We start from the raw sequence: 16,327 nt of genomic DNA, 5'->3' as shown, positions 1-16,327 counted from the left end.
GGTTTGCGTCCTCCCTCTGATGAGGGAGGTGACCGCCTTCGGCGGCCGGAGGGAGAGAATCTGCGAAGGGGAAAACTGCCGGAAAATCGACTCCGGTGTGCCCCATCTCCCACTTCGCTATAATCGAACATATGTACGAAGGCATAGGAGAATTCTCGCCGCCCACAAGGGCCTGGTTCTCCCATGCCTTCGGCAAGCCCACCGAAGCGCAATCCCGCGCATGGCCGGCCATCCGTTCCAGTCGCAACACGCTGGTCATCGCGCCCACAGGCTCGGGCAAAACCCTTGCCGCCTTCCTGGCAGCCATCGACCGACTCATGGCCGAGCGAACGCAGAGTGCTAGATCTCCGCAAGAAGAGGTCGGCACCCAGTCCATTGACAGTCCAGCGCCCAAGGCTGGCTCACGATGCACATCTCGGAACGGGCGTCGTCATGGCGTCCGAATCCTCTACGTCTCGCCGCTCAAAGCCCTCGCTGCGGATGTGGCCAAGAACCTCATGCGCCCACTGGAAGGCATCGCCGCCCAATGCGAGGCGATGGGACTGCCTACTCCGACGGTTACGGTCGCCACGAGGTCGGGTGACACGACGCCCGCCGAGCGTCGGCGCATCGCCGCGCATCCGCCGGACATCCTCGTCACCACGCCCGAGTCGCTGTATCTCATGCTCACGTCCAAGGCGCGCGAAGCATTGAGCGGCGTCGAGACCGTCATCGTCGACGAGGTGCACGCGCTCGCCGGCACCAAGCGTGGTGCGCATCTGGCCCTGAGTTTGGAACGGCTCGACGAGTTGGTCGCGCGGAAGCGGGGCTCGCGCGTGAAGGGCGTGCCGGAGGTCACGTCGGAATCCGGCTCGGGCGAAACCGGTCACTCGGAATCTGCCAAACGGTGTGATGATCGGTCCGGGGGAGAGGCTCCCAATCGTCGTGTTCAACGCATCGGATTGTCGGCCACCGTGCGGCCGGCCGATGAAGTGGCTCGTTTCCTCGGCGGCACACAGCCGGTCGAGATTATCGACGCTGGAACCAGTCCGGCGATGGATCTCAGGATTGTCGAGCCCCTGGCCGATATGCGTGATCTCGCCTCCGCCAATGTCAAACATCGCGCCGGCGGAGTGGATGGAGATCGTCCCGATGCCAAGCCTATATCGGGCGTCACCCCGGCCATGCGCAGACTCGCCGCGCGCCGAGGATTGGCCAAGCCTGATGGTGACGGCATCGGCTACCAGGCTGTGGTCGGCATACGCGGTGGCGTGGCGCGCATGCCGGCGGGGCCGCATGCAGACGGAGATCGCTCTGAGTGGTCTCCTACGAACGACCGACAGTCTGGATCCATCTCCGTTCCGGCCATCATTGGAGCGCCCGGTGATGGCATGGGTGGAATGGGGCCGGCTGCCGACGGCGCGGGCTCATTGGGTGGTGGCGCCAGCGCGTCGGAAAGCAGTGGCGGTTCGATATGGTCCGTCGTCGAACGCAGCGTACTCGACGAGATTCTGGCTCATCGGACCACTTTGGTCTTCGTCAACTCGCGCGGACTCGCGGAAAAGATCACCGCGCGCCTCAATGACCTCTACGCCAAGCGTCGTCATCCGCAGGATTCCAAGGATGCCATGCCATACGATGCGACTGAAGAAGTTACGTCAGACCTGGCGTCCAGCGGCATATCCTTCTCTTCGCCTATGCGTCCAATGTCTCCGATGTCCCACGGCGTATCGGGAATCGTGGAGGATAAAAGCTCGCCGGAAGGCCGTGAGGGATTTTCCAGACATTACGACGCCGTTGTGGGCGGCACCATGCAACTGGTTGGTTCGCATGGAACGGATGACGCCATTGCCATGGCTCACCACGGCTCCGTGTCGAAGGACCGGCGCAAACGCATCGAGGAGGATCTGAAGCACGGTCGGTTGCGTTGTGTGGTGGCGACCAGCAGCCTCGAACTGGGCATCGACATGGGCTCGGTCGATCTGGTCATTCAGATCGCGCCACCGCTTAGCGTCTCCAGCGGTCTGCAGCGCGTGGGACGTGCCGATCATCGCGTCGGAGGCGTCTCGCATGCATTGTTCTATCCCTTGACCCGTGAACAGATCATTGGTGCCGCGGCCTCCGTCGAAGCCATGCGTGAAGGCGATATCGAACCATTGTCCATTCCACGCAACCCGCTTGATATTCTCGCCCAACAGACCGTGGCCGCCGCCGCGATGGATGACCTCGATCCGAACGAGTGGTATGCGGTGGTGCGTCGTGCCGCGCCTTTCGCCAATCTCGAACGTTCCGATTTCGACGCGGTGATGGGCATGATGACCGGCGCCTATGATGCCGAAGATTTCTCCGCCTTCCGCCCGCCGCTGGTGATGAACGAGGAGACGGGCGTGATATCTGCGCGCCCGGGTGCGCAACGATTGGCCGTCACCTCCGGAGGGACGATTCCTGACCGGGGCCTCTACACGGTGGTCCTGCCCGAGGCGGACGCAGACAAGGGGCCGAAACGCGTCGGCGAACTCGATGAGGAAATGGTCTACGAGTCGCGCGTCGGCGATGTCATCACGCTCGGCACCTCCACTTGGCAGATCAAGGAGATCACACGCGACCGCGTCGTGGTGACGCCAGCCCCAGGGCGAACCGCCCGCCTGCCATTCTGGCATGGCGAAGGCGCCGGCCGCGACGCCGGCTTCGGCCGCGTCAAAGGCCGTTTCCTGCGCGAAGTCGCCGCCGGATTGGCTGTTGACTCTGTCATTCTGAGCGAGCGAAGCGAGTCGAAGAATCTCCTTCCGGAACCCGTCCGCACCCATCACTTCGACGAACCCACCGAAGCCAGACTCCTCGCCGACGGCCTAGACACCAACGCAATCAACAACCTCGCCTCGCTACTGGCCGAGCAGAAGGCATTCACCGGAATCGTGCCTTCCGACCGAACCCTGCTCATCGAATGTTGTCCCGATGAGGAAGGGGATTGGCGCGTCATCCTGCACTCGCCCTACGGCCGGCGTGTCCATGAGCCATGGGCGATGGCCGTGAGCAATCGGTTGAAGCAACGCTATGGCTTCGATGGCCAGACCTATGCGGCCGATGACGGCATCATCGTGCGCTTGCCGGAGGGGGCGGCCGGCGGCGTCTTGGGCGAGAAAGAAGGTCGTGGCAACCCCGTGACGACGCGATTCGTTGACGCCGATTCATATCTTCCCATCCCTGCGGACTCCGCTTCCGGGAAGATCGCATCGAACGACGCAGCGATGCGACAACATACCGCGGCATGGCTGCGTGACCTGTTCCTCTTCGACCCGGATGATCTGACCCGCGCCATCGAAACCCAGGTCGGTGAATCGGTGCTGTTCGCCGCACGGTTCCGCGAATGCGCGGCGCGATCGCTGTTCCTGCCGCGCGAACGCCCCGGAAAGCGTGTGCCCTTGTGGCAGCAGCGGCTGCGAGCCGCGCAATTGCTCAATGCGGCGCGCACCCGGCGCAATTTCCCACTGCTGCTCGAAACCGCGCGTGAATGCCTGCGAGATGTCTACGATCTGCCTGCCCTACGCGAGCTGATGACCGCGCTCAAAGACGGTTCCGTTGCCTTGACTGCGATTGAGACACAACAGCCTTCGCCTCTCGCCGAGAACCTGCTGTTCGGATACGTGGGCCAAGTCATGTACCAATACGACGTGCCGCAGGCCGAGCGTAGCGCGCAACTGCTATCGGTCGGCCCCGAGGTGCTCGAGCGTCTGCTTGGAGACGCTGATCTATCCACGGTGCTCGACCCCGAAGCCATCGTCGAAGTAACCGAGGAATTGAGCGGCCGTACCTTCTGGAACGAACTCGCTCCCGATGACGTGACCGGGCGCGTCACCCGATACGCCAAAACCCACGGCCCCTTCACCGCCGACGAAGCAGTGCAAAGTCTCGGTCTCCCGGCAGCCGATATCGTCCATGAACTCGACCGTCTCCTCGCCCAGGGCGATCTCATTCAAGCCCGCTTCACCAACTCGTCGCTTTCCATGGCAGAAGCGTCGTCAGATCCGATTTTGTCGGCGCATCCGACTGGGGGAGAGGATCTGCCGGGCAAAGCCGGAGGGATAATGCCAGATCAAACCTCCTCCACCCCCGCCCCACTCCAATATCTCCACAAAGAAGTCTTCCGCCGCATCCGCGCCCGCTCCCTCAAACGCGCCCGCGAAGCCATCAAACCTGTCACCCCCTCAACATTCCAACGCTTCCTCTTCGACCGCCAAGGTATAGGGCCCGCCGGCGAACCGCGATACGAAGGACTCGACGGGCTGATGCGCATCATCGAGCAGCTGGAGGGAATCGCCCTACCAACACCCGTATGGGAGACGGCCGTGTTCCCCGCGCGTGTGCGAGACTATCGGCCGGCGATGCTTGACGAACTCATCGCTACCGGCGACGTCGTATGGGTCGGCTCGGGCGATGCCAAGCCCGGTGCGGCGGGCGCGGTATCGTTCCATCCCGCCGATTCTTCTGAACTGCTTTTTTCCAACCTTGCCCAGGATGATGTCAATATCAGCGACGGCGGCGATGACCGTGCAGCGCGCGATGTAATCGGGCGAAGCAGTGGGAGCACTGCCAACCATGGGAACGGTGAGGCTTCTCGTCGAGCCGCCGCAGGCCTTGGTGCGTTGCCAGACGCCATTCTCGACGTGTTGGCCGGGGGAGGAGCATGGCGCGCCGACCAGTTGGCGGCAATGGCACGTCGTCGCTGGAATGAACTTGCTCCCGAAGTGAATCCTGATACCGGTGAAATCGTCGCCAAGCCATGGTCCGACCAACAGTTTCGGGATGCGCTGTGGTCTCTGGTCTGGCGGGGAGCAGTGACCAATGGTTCTTTCGCACCTGTGCGGGCGATGGCAGAAAGCCAGAGCCGCGGTGGCGCTCGCACGGTGCGCGCCCCGTTGCGCGCGTCGCGACGTCGCGTGCGCATCGCCGCGCCCGCCACTGCATCTGATATGTCCGGTCTATGGATGGCAGTCGGCGCCATGAACGGGAACGTGGAAACAGGTTCGCGCGAGACCATGTTGCATGCCACCGGTATGACGCCCGACGCCGTGGCGAGACTTGACGGAGCTTACAGAGATTCCTGTGGCCCTGCGCAGGATGAAAGCAACATGCCGGCGGACGGCACCCAGCACGATCAAACATCCGATGCGCGGGAACGACGCGTGCTGGCCCTTGTCGATGTGCTGCTCGACCGATATGGTGTCATCGCATCGCCATTGGTGGCCGAGGAAGTGCCCGGTGGATTCTCCGCGCTCTATCCGGTGCTCAAGCGCATGGAAGAGCGCGGCACGCTGGTGCGGGGCATGTTCGTGCAGGGCTTCGGCGCGGCCCAGTTCGCCGCCAAGGAAACCGTGGATGTGCTGCGCGGATTCGCCAAGGACCGCAGCGAGTCGGCTGATGGTTGTGGAAGAGAGACGGTGCTTGCGATCAGCGTACTCGACCCGGTGAGTTTGGCTGGCGGAACCATCCCCTGGCCCACGACGCCTGAGGTCGCGACCAAACCCGCCCGCCGCGCCGGTGGCATCGTCGTCTATGCCGGTGGAACTCCGGTTGTCTATGCCTCAGCGAAATCGCGGCATTTGACGGTGCTATGCGGGGGAGATCCTTCGACTCCGGTGCTTCGCACCTCCGCTCAGGATGACAATAAAGAGATGTCGGCTGGCGTTTCCGCTCGGGATGACGGTAGGGAGATGCCGACCGGTGGCTTTGCTTGGAATGGCGGTGAGCCCAATCCTGTCATCCTGAGCGAAGGGAGCGGAGCGACCGAAGTCGAAGGATCCTATTCTCCAGTTATTATGGACGCCGCCATCACCGCGCTGATCGATGCCTTGCTTCGTGCACAACCCGGGTCATTCACCCTGTCTGACGTCAATGGCCAAGCACTGACTTTGCGCAACCCATATTTTGCCGTATTGCGCCGGGCCGGGTTTGCCCCCAGCCCGCAGGGCATGACCTTCTATCGCTGAACACGCTGGCTCGTTGCATAGTTCCATCCCCTTGGTCGCGCGCCATTACCGTTCACCGCAGCGAACCGACCGTTCGCCGTAATCAGCGCGACAAACCCGATCCCACGGCGGTACCTTGAAAATGTCGGAACACCAACCGGCAAAACCAGAGAAAGAGAGCGTGACAACATGGATGTGGACGTGATCGTTGTTCCCGAGACGACGCATGAACACGCCACCATCGAGACCCGTCGCGTGGACGATGCGGTGTCACGGGTGGCGGACGAACTCGCCCGCTGCGGCGAGCACGCAGGCACCGTTCAGATGCGCGAGCAACGCGCCATGCTGCGCGATGCGGTGCTCGCCCAATCCGGCGACTCGATGGTGGTGCTGCGCCTGAAGGACATCCTCATGGCTCGGGTCGAGGATGGACGTGTGGTGCTACATACGGCCAAGCAGACATTCCGCTCGGCCCAACGGCTGTATGAACTTGAAACACGACTCGGCACCGGATTCGTGCGGCTGTCCAAATCGGTGCTGGTCAATCTCGATGCTATTGAACGCATCGAGCCCGGATTCGGCGGCTCCGTCAGCGTCAGATTGTCGAACGGCACCGTCGAATGGATATCACGCCGCTGCCTGCGCGGATTCAAAACCGCGCTGGGCATGTGAGCGAAGATGCAGGCCCTATGGGCATCGAACGAAAGGACGAAGACATGAACAAGAATATGATGGGCATGGCCCTCAAATGTGCGTTTAACAGTGTTAGTGTTGCCTGCATTATCGTCGTGGCGATGCAGGGCATTATCGGCGCGGCGGCCGGAACTCCAGAGGGGGAGGCTTTCGTGAGGCAAGCCGTGGCCGCGTTGCTGACTGGTCTTGGTTTCGGCCTGCCCTCCACGCTGTTTTATATGGATCGGGTCGCGCTATGGGCGAAGTTGCTGGCGGTCTATGGCATCGGTCTGACCGTGATGTTTTTGGCCGGCAGCTGGGCCGGCTGGCTCCCCCAGCAGCAGGGTGTGGGGGCCGTCATCGGCACGGCATTGATGATGGTGGCGTTCAGCCTGGTGACCGGCGCGATATGCGGATTGACGTTCAAAAAGGATATCGCGGCCATGAACAAGCGTTTGGCCGAGCGCCGTCAGCACCGCTCCTGATTTTCCGGGCGTACGGTTTGTCGCAGTTCGACGAGGCCTGTGCGCATAAACGTACGGTGAGCAGCTGTCAGAATACGTTTATGAGCAGTCCGACGGAGCCTACGCGACGAAACGTACGTTGAGAAGCCGTCAGCGTACGTTTGTACGCAGATGGTTCGTCGGACTGCTTACAAACGTACGCCGGGGTTCGCCGATGGCTGCGTGGCATCGGCGAACCCCAGCAGACTCCGGCGAGTTGTCAGGAATTGATGACGGCCTCGATGTTATTGCCTTCGGGATCGTGCACGAAGGCGGCGTAATAGTTCGGGCCGTAATGCGGGCGCGGGCCTGGGGCTCCGTTGTCGGTGCCGCCGTTGGCCAGTCCGGCCGTGTGGAAGGCGGCGACCGCATCCGTATTCGGCGCGTGGAACGCCACATGCACCGGCGCCACCGCATCATCCGCGCCGGCCGTCGAGACGAATACGCTGGAGCCGTCGCCGACAGCGAACTGCTGCACGCCCGGGAACGCCACGCCGCGCGCATATCCCAGCGGAGCCAGCGCCGCGTCATAGAAGGCCACGGCCTTCTCGAAATTCCTCACCTTGATGGTCATATGATCGATCATGCGATCCTCCTTGCCATTGCGGACGGCGCCGATGCCATCCGTCGGTCACCACTTTAGTCAATGTCGTGCTGCTTTGCTGGTAATCCAAGCGACCGGTGGGTAGTGAATATCACAGCGCGTCGTATATCACTGCCGTGGCCTTGGCGATCGCATCCCATGACGAGCCCTCGGTCAAAACCACGATCGTGAAATCGCCTTTCGGCGTGTAGATGATGCCCGCGTCGTGGAGGAAACCGCCGAGGAACCCCACTTTGTCGGCGACTCGGGTCACGCCACGTTCCGCCATACCGGCCGGAATGCCGTTGCGATGGCGTTGCCTCTCCAACAGGGACAGGATGCGCGTCGTGGAATCGCTCGAAAGCAACGAGCTGCGGTAATACCCTTGCAACACCAACGTCAGATCGGTGGCGGTGGTCGTCACGTGATTGGAACTCCAGACCGTCGAGACGGCTCCCAAGGCGTTCACCTGCGCGGTCATGCCCGCGTTGCCGACCACATCGGTCAACCATGCCACCGGGCATGTGTTGTCGGAATCGACGAGCATCGTCTCCATGCAACTGTCCAGCGTTTTGCCTGCCAACGGCGTGTCCCAAGACATCGCGCCGGTTTCGACGGCACTCGCCATCGAATAGGCCGTGAACAATTTATAGGTGCTGGCCGCGGTGAACGTCTCGTTCGAATCGATGTCCACCCGGACCTTGCCATCGGCGGCATCGGCGACTAGCACCGCATATCGGGAGCCGTCGAACACGGTGTCCAGCTGGGCGCGGATATCGGTCATCTCCGCCTCGGATGGGCGCGGGCCCAGTGCGATTGGCTCGACATCCGGTATCGGAATCACCGGCAGCGGCGCGGCAGTGCGCGTGGTCGCGGCACCGTCAGCGTCGTTCCGGGGATGTGCGGTGATTGTCCAAGCCACAATAACGAGGGCGATGATCACCAGCGCCGTCACGAATGCCAATAGAAGTCTCCGGGGATGCTTGTCCGTGCCCCCAATCGCACGCCCGGCCATCACGCACCGCCTTTGCCGGTGTCGTCCGCATCATTCGCGGCATCCGTATTATCCGTGTCATCCGCATGGAACAGAATGCCCGTCGTCCCATTGCCGTGCAACGCTCCTTTGGCGATGCTCCCATCACTTTGCCGGTAGGCCATCCAAGCCATGCCGTTCGCGCCCAGATACACGGAACCCGCCTCATTGCGCAGCAGCCGCCCCTCGCGCAGATCCCAGACGAACGATTCCGGACGCACACGTTCGTCGCCGTATCCCTCCAGTGGATCGCCGAGCCATGTCAGCCAGCGCGACGATGCCTGCGCCGACTCGATCCAGTGCGCGGTGAACAGCGGCGTCGTCTGCCGGGACTTCAAATCGACCTGCATAAGCGTGCCGATGGTGTCCCGCTCCTGCTTGGGATGGCGACCTGTGAAGGTGATGAACAACGTCGTGCCGTTGGAGGCCAGATCGTTCATGACTCTGTCCGCGCCGCGCGTTGACGCCACGATGGTTTTCGTCGCCGCGGCCATATCGAGTTCGATTAGCGTCGCGTCCTGCGAGGCGAGGTCGCGCAACAGGTAATACCAGCGCCCGTTGGCGTGGACGAGGGAGGTGCAGAACGAGTCCTCGACCGGAATCAGACGCTCAGTGGCGAAGTCGAGGAAGGCGAGCTTGTATCCATCGCCGCCGTTGGCGGGATAGTTGACCATGATGCCGTCGTCGCTGATGGCGGCGGCGGAGGTGCGCACCATCGGCGCATCTTCGACGGAAAGGATGGTGCTGGTCGTCCGTTTCTTGATATCGAACAGCAGATATGCGGCGCGCTGCGTGTCTTGATTGTATTGTTCGAAGACGGCACGTCGTTCGCTGGCGGCGAGGATGCGCAGCGCATCGAGTTCGCCCGTGTCGGCGACGCTGTCGACGATGCGGAAGACGTTGTCTTCAAGATCGTATGCCGCCAAGGACATCCGCTGGCCGGTGTCGTCGGCGGCCGTCGTCTGTCCGAAGAGCTCGTTGCCGTCGGACAATACCAGCGGCGTGAAATCGATGCTTTCGGGCCATCCATGAGTGTCCGAGCCGAGGAACAGGTCGGCCAGATTGCCTTGAGGCAACGATTCGAGGGCGGGAGCCGGAGCGTCGCTGATGGCAAGGGCGCGGCCATCGCGTTCGACGGGGGTTATATCGGCGTAACTGTCGAGATAATGCGGCGGGGGCCGCCCTTTGTGCGACTTGGCGGAGGAATCGACGGATTTTGCAGCCCTACGCGTTTGAGAGGCATTGGAAGGTCCGCACGCGGTCGTCGCGCACAGCATGGCCACCATCGCCAAGGAAACTATGGCGCGTAAGAAATGCTGTGCTCTACGCATGGTGCCCACCTCATCGACATTGATGGATACATCCATGATATCCATCGTGACGAGGTGGGCACCATGTCTCGGGCCGGCGATTCGGCGGGCCCGTGGCCCGCCGGCGGCCATCAACCGATGAAGGCGATGGGGGCGGCCAGATCGGTGCCGGAGGCGTCGCGTCGCATATCGGGCTTGGGCAGTTCGACGGGGGAGTGGCCCAAGGTGGAGGCATGCAGCGGGTAGAGGCCCACCCATGCGAGGATCAGCGTGTTCTGGCCCTTGAGGAAGCGCTGCGAACGCACGCCGCCCGTGGCACGGCCCTTGGTCGGATACATCTCCAACGGGGTGACCTTCGCGGCGCCGTTCTCGGTGCCGGCAAGGGCCTCGTCGTCACCGGCCACCGTGAGCACCACGGCACCCGAAGCCGAGGACAGTCCGTTCTCGCCCTCCTCGTAGGTCCATGCGATTTTGCCGGCGGGGACCACATTGAAGGCGGCCACATGCTCGCCCTCGGCCAGTCGGATGCCGGCCATGCCGCCCGCGGTGCGGCCCTGCGGGCGCACATTGGAGGCTTCGAAGGTCAGCAGCGAGGAATCGGTGGAGATGAACACCAGTCGGTCCTGATCCTCGGCGGGGGCGGCGAAGACGATCTCGTCCCCATCCTTCAGATCGATGACCGGCCAGGAATCCATGGTCGTCGGGGCCTCGCGGTTCCAGCGCTTGACCACGCCGTTGCGCGTGCCGATAGCCAGCGTCGGCAGGGACGCCGCGCCATCCGCGCCGTCAGTCGAAGAGCCGTCCGAACCATCCGCCGTATCACCGTCGGAGCCGCCCGCAACGCTCATCGCAATCGCGGTGATTACCCGTTCGCCATGCACAGGCTCGGTGCTTTCGGTCTGGCCGATCAGCTCGTCGGCCTTGACCCCGCCCTCCAACGACAGCACATCGGAGGCGGGCAGCGACGGCAGGTCGGCCACATGCGCGAGCACCAGACGCCCGGCCGAGGTGACCAGACCATACGAGGCCAGCGTCGAGGTGCGGAAGATCGAGATGATCTCATCATGAGAGGCGCGCGCATCCGAGGCGGAGCGCGACTCCCACACGTCCAAGGCCGAGGTGCCGGTGCGCGCGATCAGCCCCGAGGCGCTCATCATCACCACGCAGGGCTCGTCGTTCAGTTGCAGGGCAGCCGCCGCGGCCTCGTCCTCGCCGGCCTTGCGCGCCGCGGCAGCCGCAGCCACGCCATCGGCCGCCGCCGATACGGTGGCCGCCGAACGCACGGCCTCCATAGCCGCCGCCGACGTTCCTGAATCGTCGCCCAAGGCGCTGACCGGCGTCAGCGAACCATCCGGTCCCTCGTCGAGCAGCACGGTGCGCCGGGGAGTGCCGTATTTCGCCACGGTCTCGTCCATCTCGGAGACAACCACACGGTCAAGCTCCTCGTCGGAGGCGAGGATACGGTCAAGCTCCTCGATGCGACGGCGCAGATCGTCGCGCTCCGCCTCAAGCTCGATGCGGCTCATACGGGTCAGTCGACGCAAACGCAGATCGAGAATATATTGCGCCTGGATCTCATCGAGGTCGAAAACGACCATCAACCGGCTCTTCGCGGCATCCGCATCCTCGGAGGAACGGATGACCTGGATCACCTCGTCGATATCGACCATCGCCAGCAGCAGGCCCTCGACCAAATGCAGACGTTCCAACGCCTTGCGCTTGCGGAACTCGGAGCGCCGCCGCACCACTCGCCGCCGGTGGTCGATCCAGACCTGCAGCATCTCCTTCAAGCCCATGGTGTGCGGGCGGCCGTCGACCAGCGCCACGTTGTTCATCGTGAAATTGTCCTGCAGCGGCGTGTGCTTGAACAATTGCGCGAGCACGGCGTTCGGATCGAAGCCGGTTTTGATCTCGATGACGATGCGCGTGCCCGAGAGACGGTCGGTCAGATCGATCGCACCGGAAATGCCTTCCAGCTTGCGGTTCTTGACGCCTTCGGAGATGCGTTCCAGCACACGTTCGGGGCCGACCATATACGGCAGTTCGGTGACGACGATGGCCTTCTTGCGCGCCGTCACATTCTCCACATGGGTTTTCGAGCGCGTCGTGAGGGAGCCGCGACCGGTGGCGTAGGCATCGCGGATGCCGTCGCGGCCGATGACGATGCCACCGCCCGGCCAATCCGGTCCCGGCACATAGCGCATCAGTTCCTCGAGCGTCGCCTCGGGATGCTTCATGAGATGTTTGGCCGCGTTGATGACCTCGCCGAGGTTGTGCGTGGCCATGTTCGTGGCCATACCCACGGCGATGCCGGAGCCGCCGTTGACCAGCAGATTCGGGATCGCGGACGGCAGCACGGTCGGCTCGGAGAGTTTGTTGTCGTAATTGGGAACGAAATCGACGGTGTCCTCGGCGATATCGGCGTTCATCGACAGGGCCGCCGGTCCCAGACGGGCCTCGGTGTATCGGGAGGCGGCCGGACCGTCGTCGAGCGAACCGAAGTTGCCGTGGCCGTCGACCAGCGGCAGACGCATCGCGAACGGCTGCGCGAGGCGCACCATCGCCTCGTAGATCGCGGAATCGCCGTGCGGATGCAGCTTGCCCATCACCTCGCCGACCACGCGCGCCGATTTCATATACGGCCGGTCGGGCGTCAGGTTCATCTGGCCCATCTGATAGACGATGCGCCGCTGCACGGGCTTCAGGCCGTCGCGGGCGTCGGGCAGGGCGCGCGCATAGATCACCGAATAGGCGTATTCGAGGAACGATTTGCTCATCTCCTCGCCCAACGGCGTCTCGACGATATGTTCCTTCACCGTGCGCGGATCGAAGGCCGGCTGCGCCGGTTTGCGATGTGCCATGCGTGCTCCCTTACCGATATCCAACCTTTCTAGGATACCGAAGCCGCCGCCCAAGCTTAGGCTATGCGGGCGCTCCCCGTCGAGCGGAGGACCGTCTTCTCGTACCGTGCGCGCAAGTCGTCATCCCCTATGAGCGCGGCTGCCTCGGGCAGGTGGTTGAGGATCGAGGCCACCGTTTCGTCCAGCATGCGCGAGATCCGGTCGGAGTCGAGTCCGTTGCGGTCGGCGAACCGCATCCAATCGTCCCTGGAAACCTGTTCGGAGCGGTCGACGCCGTTGATGGGCATGGCGAGCGTGTGGCCGGCTTGTATTTGTCTTCCGGGAGCAGTCCGAGCGCCTGGAGCAGGTCCTCGCAGCGCAGGCGCCGGATGCCCGTCCCGTCGATGGCGCGGTCGAATCGTTCGATTATGTATGTGCTTTTGCCGGAGAATGTTTCGATGCCATGCGAGGGCGTGTCGATGCCGCATAGCATGGCGAGTGTCATACCGGCGTTCTCCAGACCCATGATGCCGGGGAAACTTCTGCTGTCCGGCTTGAAGAGATGAGTGGATGGCAGGATGGTGTTGGACCAGAACCAAGTGTCCGCGACACGCGCGGCGGCGAATTTGCCCTGCGCCCCGGCCAGGGAGAAGCGTGCGTCCGGGTCGTGGTGGAACCATGAGACGGGACTGTTCTCCACCGCCGCGATGCGCGCGGCGATGTCGTCCTCCTCCGCCCTCACGACGGGCGTGGCGGCGGGCGTCGGCTTTATGGTCCTCCGACGAAAACACGAGTCCACCTGTCGAATCGGTGCCGTCCAGCAGACTGAACGCGTCGGCGGATTTGCCGCCTTGTGCGCGCATCATGGCGAACCTGGCTCCGCTGTTTTCGGGCAGCAGGTTCTCGAGGAACGCCTCGGGTGCCTGCTCGTTCCAGCCGCCCTCCCGGGGCAGACTCAGGCTTATCGGGGTGCGAGGCGCACTGGGGGCATATTCGAATGTGATCGTCCGTTTGCGTTGGACGAACGTGCCGATCTCATGACCATCGTCGTCCCACACATTGAGGATGCGCGTCTTTCTCATCGGGCGGCGCATTCCGCGGGCAACGCCGACCATTCGAGGTCAAGCGTCCTCAATGCGGCCATTGTGTCGACGAGCGGCGCATGTCCGTCCATCAGGAGGGCTTCCGCCGACTGGAGGGGGATACCCGCCCGCGAGGCCAGCTCGTAGGCACTGACGTGCTGTTGCGCGAGGAGGATGCGCATCTTCGCCGTGCTGTCGATGAAATGCCGGGCCGGGCGATGTTTCGCATTCCTGAACGCCATGCGTGACATGGGCGTCGGCCTGTCCCACTTGGTGTAGTCCATGGCGTCCTCCTTTCCAAGACCAGCATACATGCGGTCCAAGCTCGGAGAGAAGCGCCGCACGTCCCGCCCGCGGATAGAGTGGGAGCCATGTCATGCACCACCATTCTCGTCGGCAGGAACGCCAGCATCGACGGGTCCACGCTCGTGGCCCGCAACGACGACTCCGGTTCCGGCCGCTATGATCCCAAGCGTTTCGTCGCCGTGAACCCGGTCGACCAGCCGTGCCATTACGTCGCCGAAATCAGCCATGTCAGGATCGATCTTCCCAACGATCCGTGCCGGTATGCGATCGTGCCCAACGCGCTGCCCGGGCGCGGCGTGCTCGCCGAAGCCGGCGCCAATGTGCGCGGCGTGGCGATGAGCGCCACCGAAACCATCGCCGTCAACGAGCGCGTGCTCGCCGCCGACCCAATGGTCGAGCTGAAGCCTGCGGCCGACGGCAAACCCGAGATTCCCGGCGGCATCGGCGAGGAGGACTTCATCACGCTGGTGCTGCCGTATGTGAGCACCGCGCGCGAAGGCGTGCGCCGGCTCGGCGCACTGCTTGAGGAATACGGCACCTACGAGGCCAACGGCATCGCGATATCGGACGGCGATGAGATCTGGTATGTCGAGACGATCGGCGGACACCATTGGATCGCGCGCCGCGTGCCCGACGACTGCTATGCCGCGATTCCCAACCAACTCGGCTTGGACGACTTCGACCTGGACGACGCGTTCGGCGAGGCATGCGAGCATATGTGCAGCGCCGACCTGCGCGAATTCATTGCCGACAACCGTCTTGACACGGCCATGGAGCCGAACGATGGGCATATCAATCCGCGCCACCTGTTTGGCACCTGCACCGAGAAGGACCATATCTACAACACGCCGCGCGCCTGGTATATGCAGCGCTTCCTCAACCCCTCCGAGGACTGGGATTCGCCGACCGCCCAATATGGCCCCGAATCCGACGACATCCCGTGGTGCCGCCGGCCGGAACGCCGTGTGAGCGTCGAGGACATCGATTTCCTCATGGCCTCGCATTTCGAGGGCACGCCCTTCGATCCCTACGGGCGCAAGGGCGACGATCGCACGCGGCGCATGTATCGTCCGATCGGCATCAATCGCACCGGCCACTGCGTGACCTTGCAGATGCGCGGATACGAGCCGCTCGGTCGTCGCGCCGTCATGTGGATCGCCTATGGATCGGGACCGTTCAACGCGTCCGCGCCGTTCTATGCGAATGTGACCGACACGCCCGCATATCTGAGGGATACCACCGGCGAGGTGAGCACGGATGCGCTGTATTGGTCGATGCGCATCGTCGCCGCGCTCGCGGACGCGCATTATGCGGATAACTCGAATGCGATCGAGCATTACCGCGAGGATGTGATGTCCTTCGGGCATCGGCTTGTGGCCGAAACCGATAAGGCGCTGGGCGAGCGGGACGGAGATGCTGACGCTGCCGATGCTGTTGTGGTTGATGCCGCTGCGCCGACGTTGGAGGATGCCAACGGGCGGATGGCGGGCTACCTCAGGACACGTACGGCGAAGTTGCTGGACGAGGTGCTGTATACCTCCAGCAATCTCATGCGCAATTCGTTCAAGATGTCGGATAGGTAGGGAATGCGCGCCGAAGGAAGAAGAAAGGCCTCGGCGCGAGCTTGTTGATATCAGTGCGATAGCGTGAGGGCTGGATTCCAACGAATCCAGCCCTCACAGTTTATACGAAGTCATGCAGGAGAGGCAAGGATGCCAGCCTGCGCCTCACTCGCGGACGAGACGGATATGCTCGATGTCCTTGCGCTTCGAGCGGCGGAAGAGCACGAAACGATTGCCGATGGTCTGCACGACCTCGGCGCCCAGGCGCTCGGCAAGTTCGGCGGCCGCCTCCTTGGCGGTCAGGCCAGAGCCGTCCTGCACGGCCATTTTGACGAGCTCGCGCTTCTCCAAGGTCTCGTCAGCCTGCCCGACCAGCGTGTCGGTGACGTCGTTCTTACCGACGAACACCAAGGGCTTCAAGGTGTTGGCGAGGGCGCGCAGCTGCTTGATCTGCTTCTTGGTCAATGCCATATGAGAGTTCCTTTGCAATC

General features: G+C 63.2%; 10 protein-coding genes and 3 pseudogenes. 4 read left to right on the top strand and 9 right to left on the bottom strand.

Translation table 11 applies throughout. The features are described from left to right. Positions 1 to 131: 131 nt before the first annotated feature. The 3 genes and pseudogenes from AC1AUD_RS02035 to AC1AUD_RS02025 form a co-directional block, all read left to right on the top strand. A pseudogene (locus tag AC1AUD_RS02035) lies at positions 132 to 5,393 on the top strand (Lhr family ATP-dependent helicase); the annotation flags it as partial. Positions 5,394 to 6,134: 741 nt separating this feature from the next. Beyond that, positions 6,135 to 6,617, top strand: a complete 483-nt coding sequence (locus tag AC1AUD_RS02030; protein ID WP_476571568.1) for a LytTR family DNA-binding domain-containing protein — start codon at positions 6,135 to 6,137, stop codon at positions 6,615 to 6,617. A gap of 44 nt (positions 6,618 to 6,661) precedes the next feature. Next, positions 6,662 to 7,102: a DUF3021 domain-containing protein gene (locus tag AC1AUD_RS02025; protein ID WP_476571566.1), complete on the top strand. Its 441-nt coding sequence runs from the start codon at positions 6,662 to 6,664 to the stop codon at positions 7,100 to 7,102. A 238-nt stretch (positions 7,103 to 7,340) separates the two neighbouring features. On the opposite strand, the gene AC1AUD_RS02020 is transcribed toward AC1AUD_RS02025, so the two are convergent. The 8 genes and pseudogenes from AC1AUD_RS02020 to AC1AUD_RS01985 form a co-directional block, all read right to left on the bottom strand. Continuing rightward, entirely contained in the window at positions 7,341 to 7,706 is a 366-nt protein-coding gene (locus AC1AUD_RS02020; protein WP_476571564.1) for a VOC family protein, read from the bottom strand. 109 nt (positions 7,707 to 7,815) lie between these two features. After that, complete coding sequence (locus AC1AUD_RS02015) at positions 7,816 to 8,658, bottom strand: serine hydrolase (protein ID WP_476571767.1); 843 nt, start codon at positions 8,656 to 8,658, stop codon at positions 7,816 to 7,818. Positions 8,659 to 8,717: 59 nt separating this feature from the next. Beyond that, a complete protein-coding gene (locus tag AC1AUD_RS02010; protein ID WP_476571562.1) occupies positions 8,718 to 10,103 on the bottom strand; it encodes a hypothetical protein in 1,386 nt (461 codons plus the stop codon). A 74-nt stretch (positions 10,104 to 10,177) separates the two neighbouring features. Next, positions 10,178 to 12,907: a DNA gyrase/topoisomerase IV subunit A gene (locus AC1AUD_RS02005; RefSeq protein WP_476571560.1), complete on the bottom strand. Its 2,730-nt coding sequence runs from the start codon at positions 12,905 to 12,907 to the stop codon at positions 10,178 to 10,180. A gap of 56 nt (positions 12,908 to 12,963) precedes the next feature. Then, positions 12,964 to 13,194: a hypothetical protein gene (locus AC1AUD_RS02000; protein WP_476571781.1), complete on the bottom strand. Its 231-nt coding sequence runs from the start codon at positions 13,192 to 13,194 to the stop codon at positions 12,964 to 12,966. A gap of 26 nt (positions 13,195 to 13,220) precedes the next feature. Further along, a pseudogene (locus AC1AUD_RS01995) lies at positions 13,221 to 13,586 on the bottom strand (HipA domain-containing protein); the annotation flags it as partial. A gap of 118 nt (positions 13,587 to 13,704) precedes the next feature. Further along, a pseudogene (locus AC1AUD_RS01990) lies at positions 13,705 to 13,968 on the bottom strand (HipA N-terminal domain-containing protein); the annotation flags it as partial. Beyond that, positions 13,965 to 14,252 (bottom strand): hypothetical protein, encoded by a 288-nt coding sequence (locus AC1AUD_RS01985; protein ID WP_476571558.1) that lies wholly within the window; start codon positions 14,250 to 14,252, stop codon positions 13,965 to 13,967. The gene AC1AUD_RS01985 and the pseudogene AC1AUD_RS01990, both read right to left, overlap by 4 nt. An 87-nt stretch (positions 14,253 to 14,339) precedes the next feature. On the opposite strand from AC1AUD_RS01985, the gene AC1AUD_RS01980 reads away from it, so the two are divergent. Then, complete coding sequence (locus tag AC1AUD_RS01980; protein ID WP_476571556.1) at positions 14,340 to 15,857, top strand: C69 family dipeptidase; 1,518 nt, start codon at positions 14,340 to 14,342, stop codon at positions 15,855 to 15,857. 144 nt (positions 15,858 to 16,001) lie between these two features. On the opposite strand, the gene AC1AUD_RS01975 is transcribed toward AC1AUD_RS01980, so the two are convergent. Beyond that, entirely contained in the window at positions 16,002 to 16,307 is a 306-nt protein-coding gene (locus AC1AUD_RS01975) for a YhbY family RNA-binding protein (RefSeq protein ID WP_476571554.1), read from the bottom strand. Positions 16,308 to 16,327 lie beyond the last annotated feature (20 nt).

It is taken from the genome of Bifidobacterium sp. LH_730 (assembly GCF_056355835.1).
Note: the sequence above shows the minus strand (reverse complement) of the source record. Positions and strands in the feature narration are given on the sequence as shown.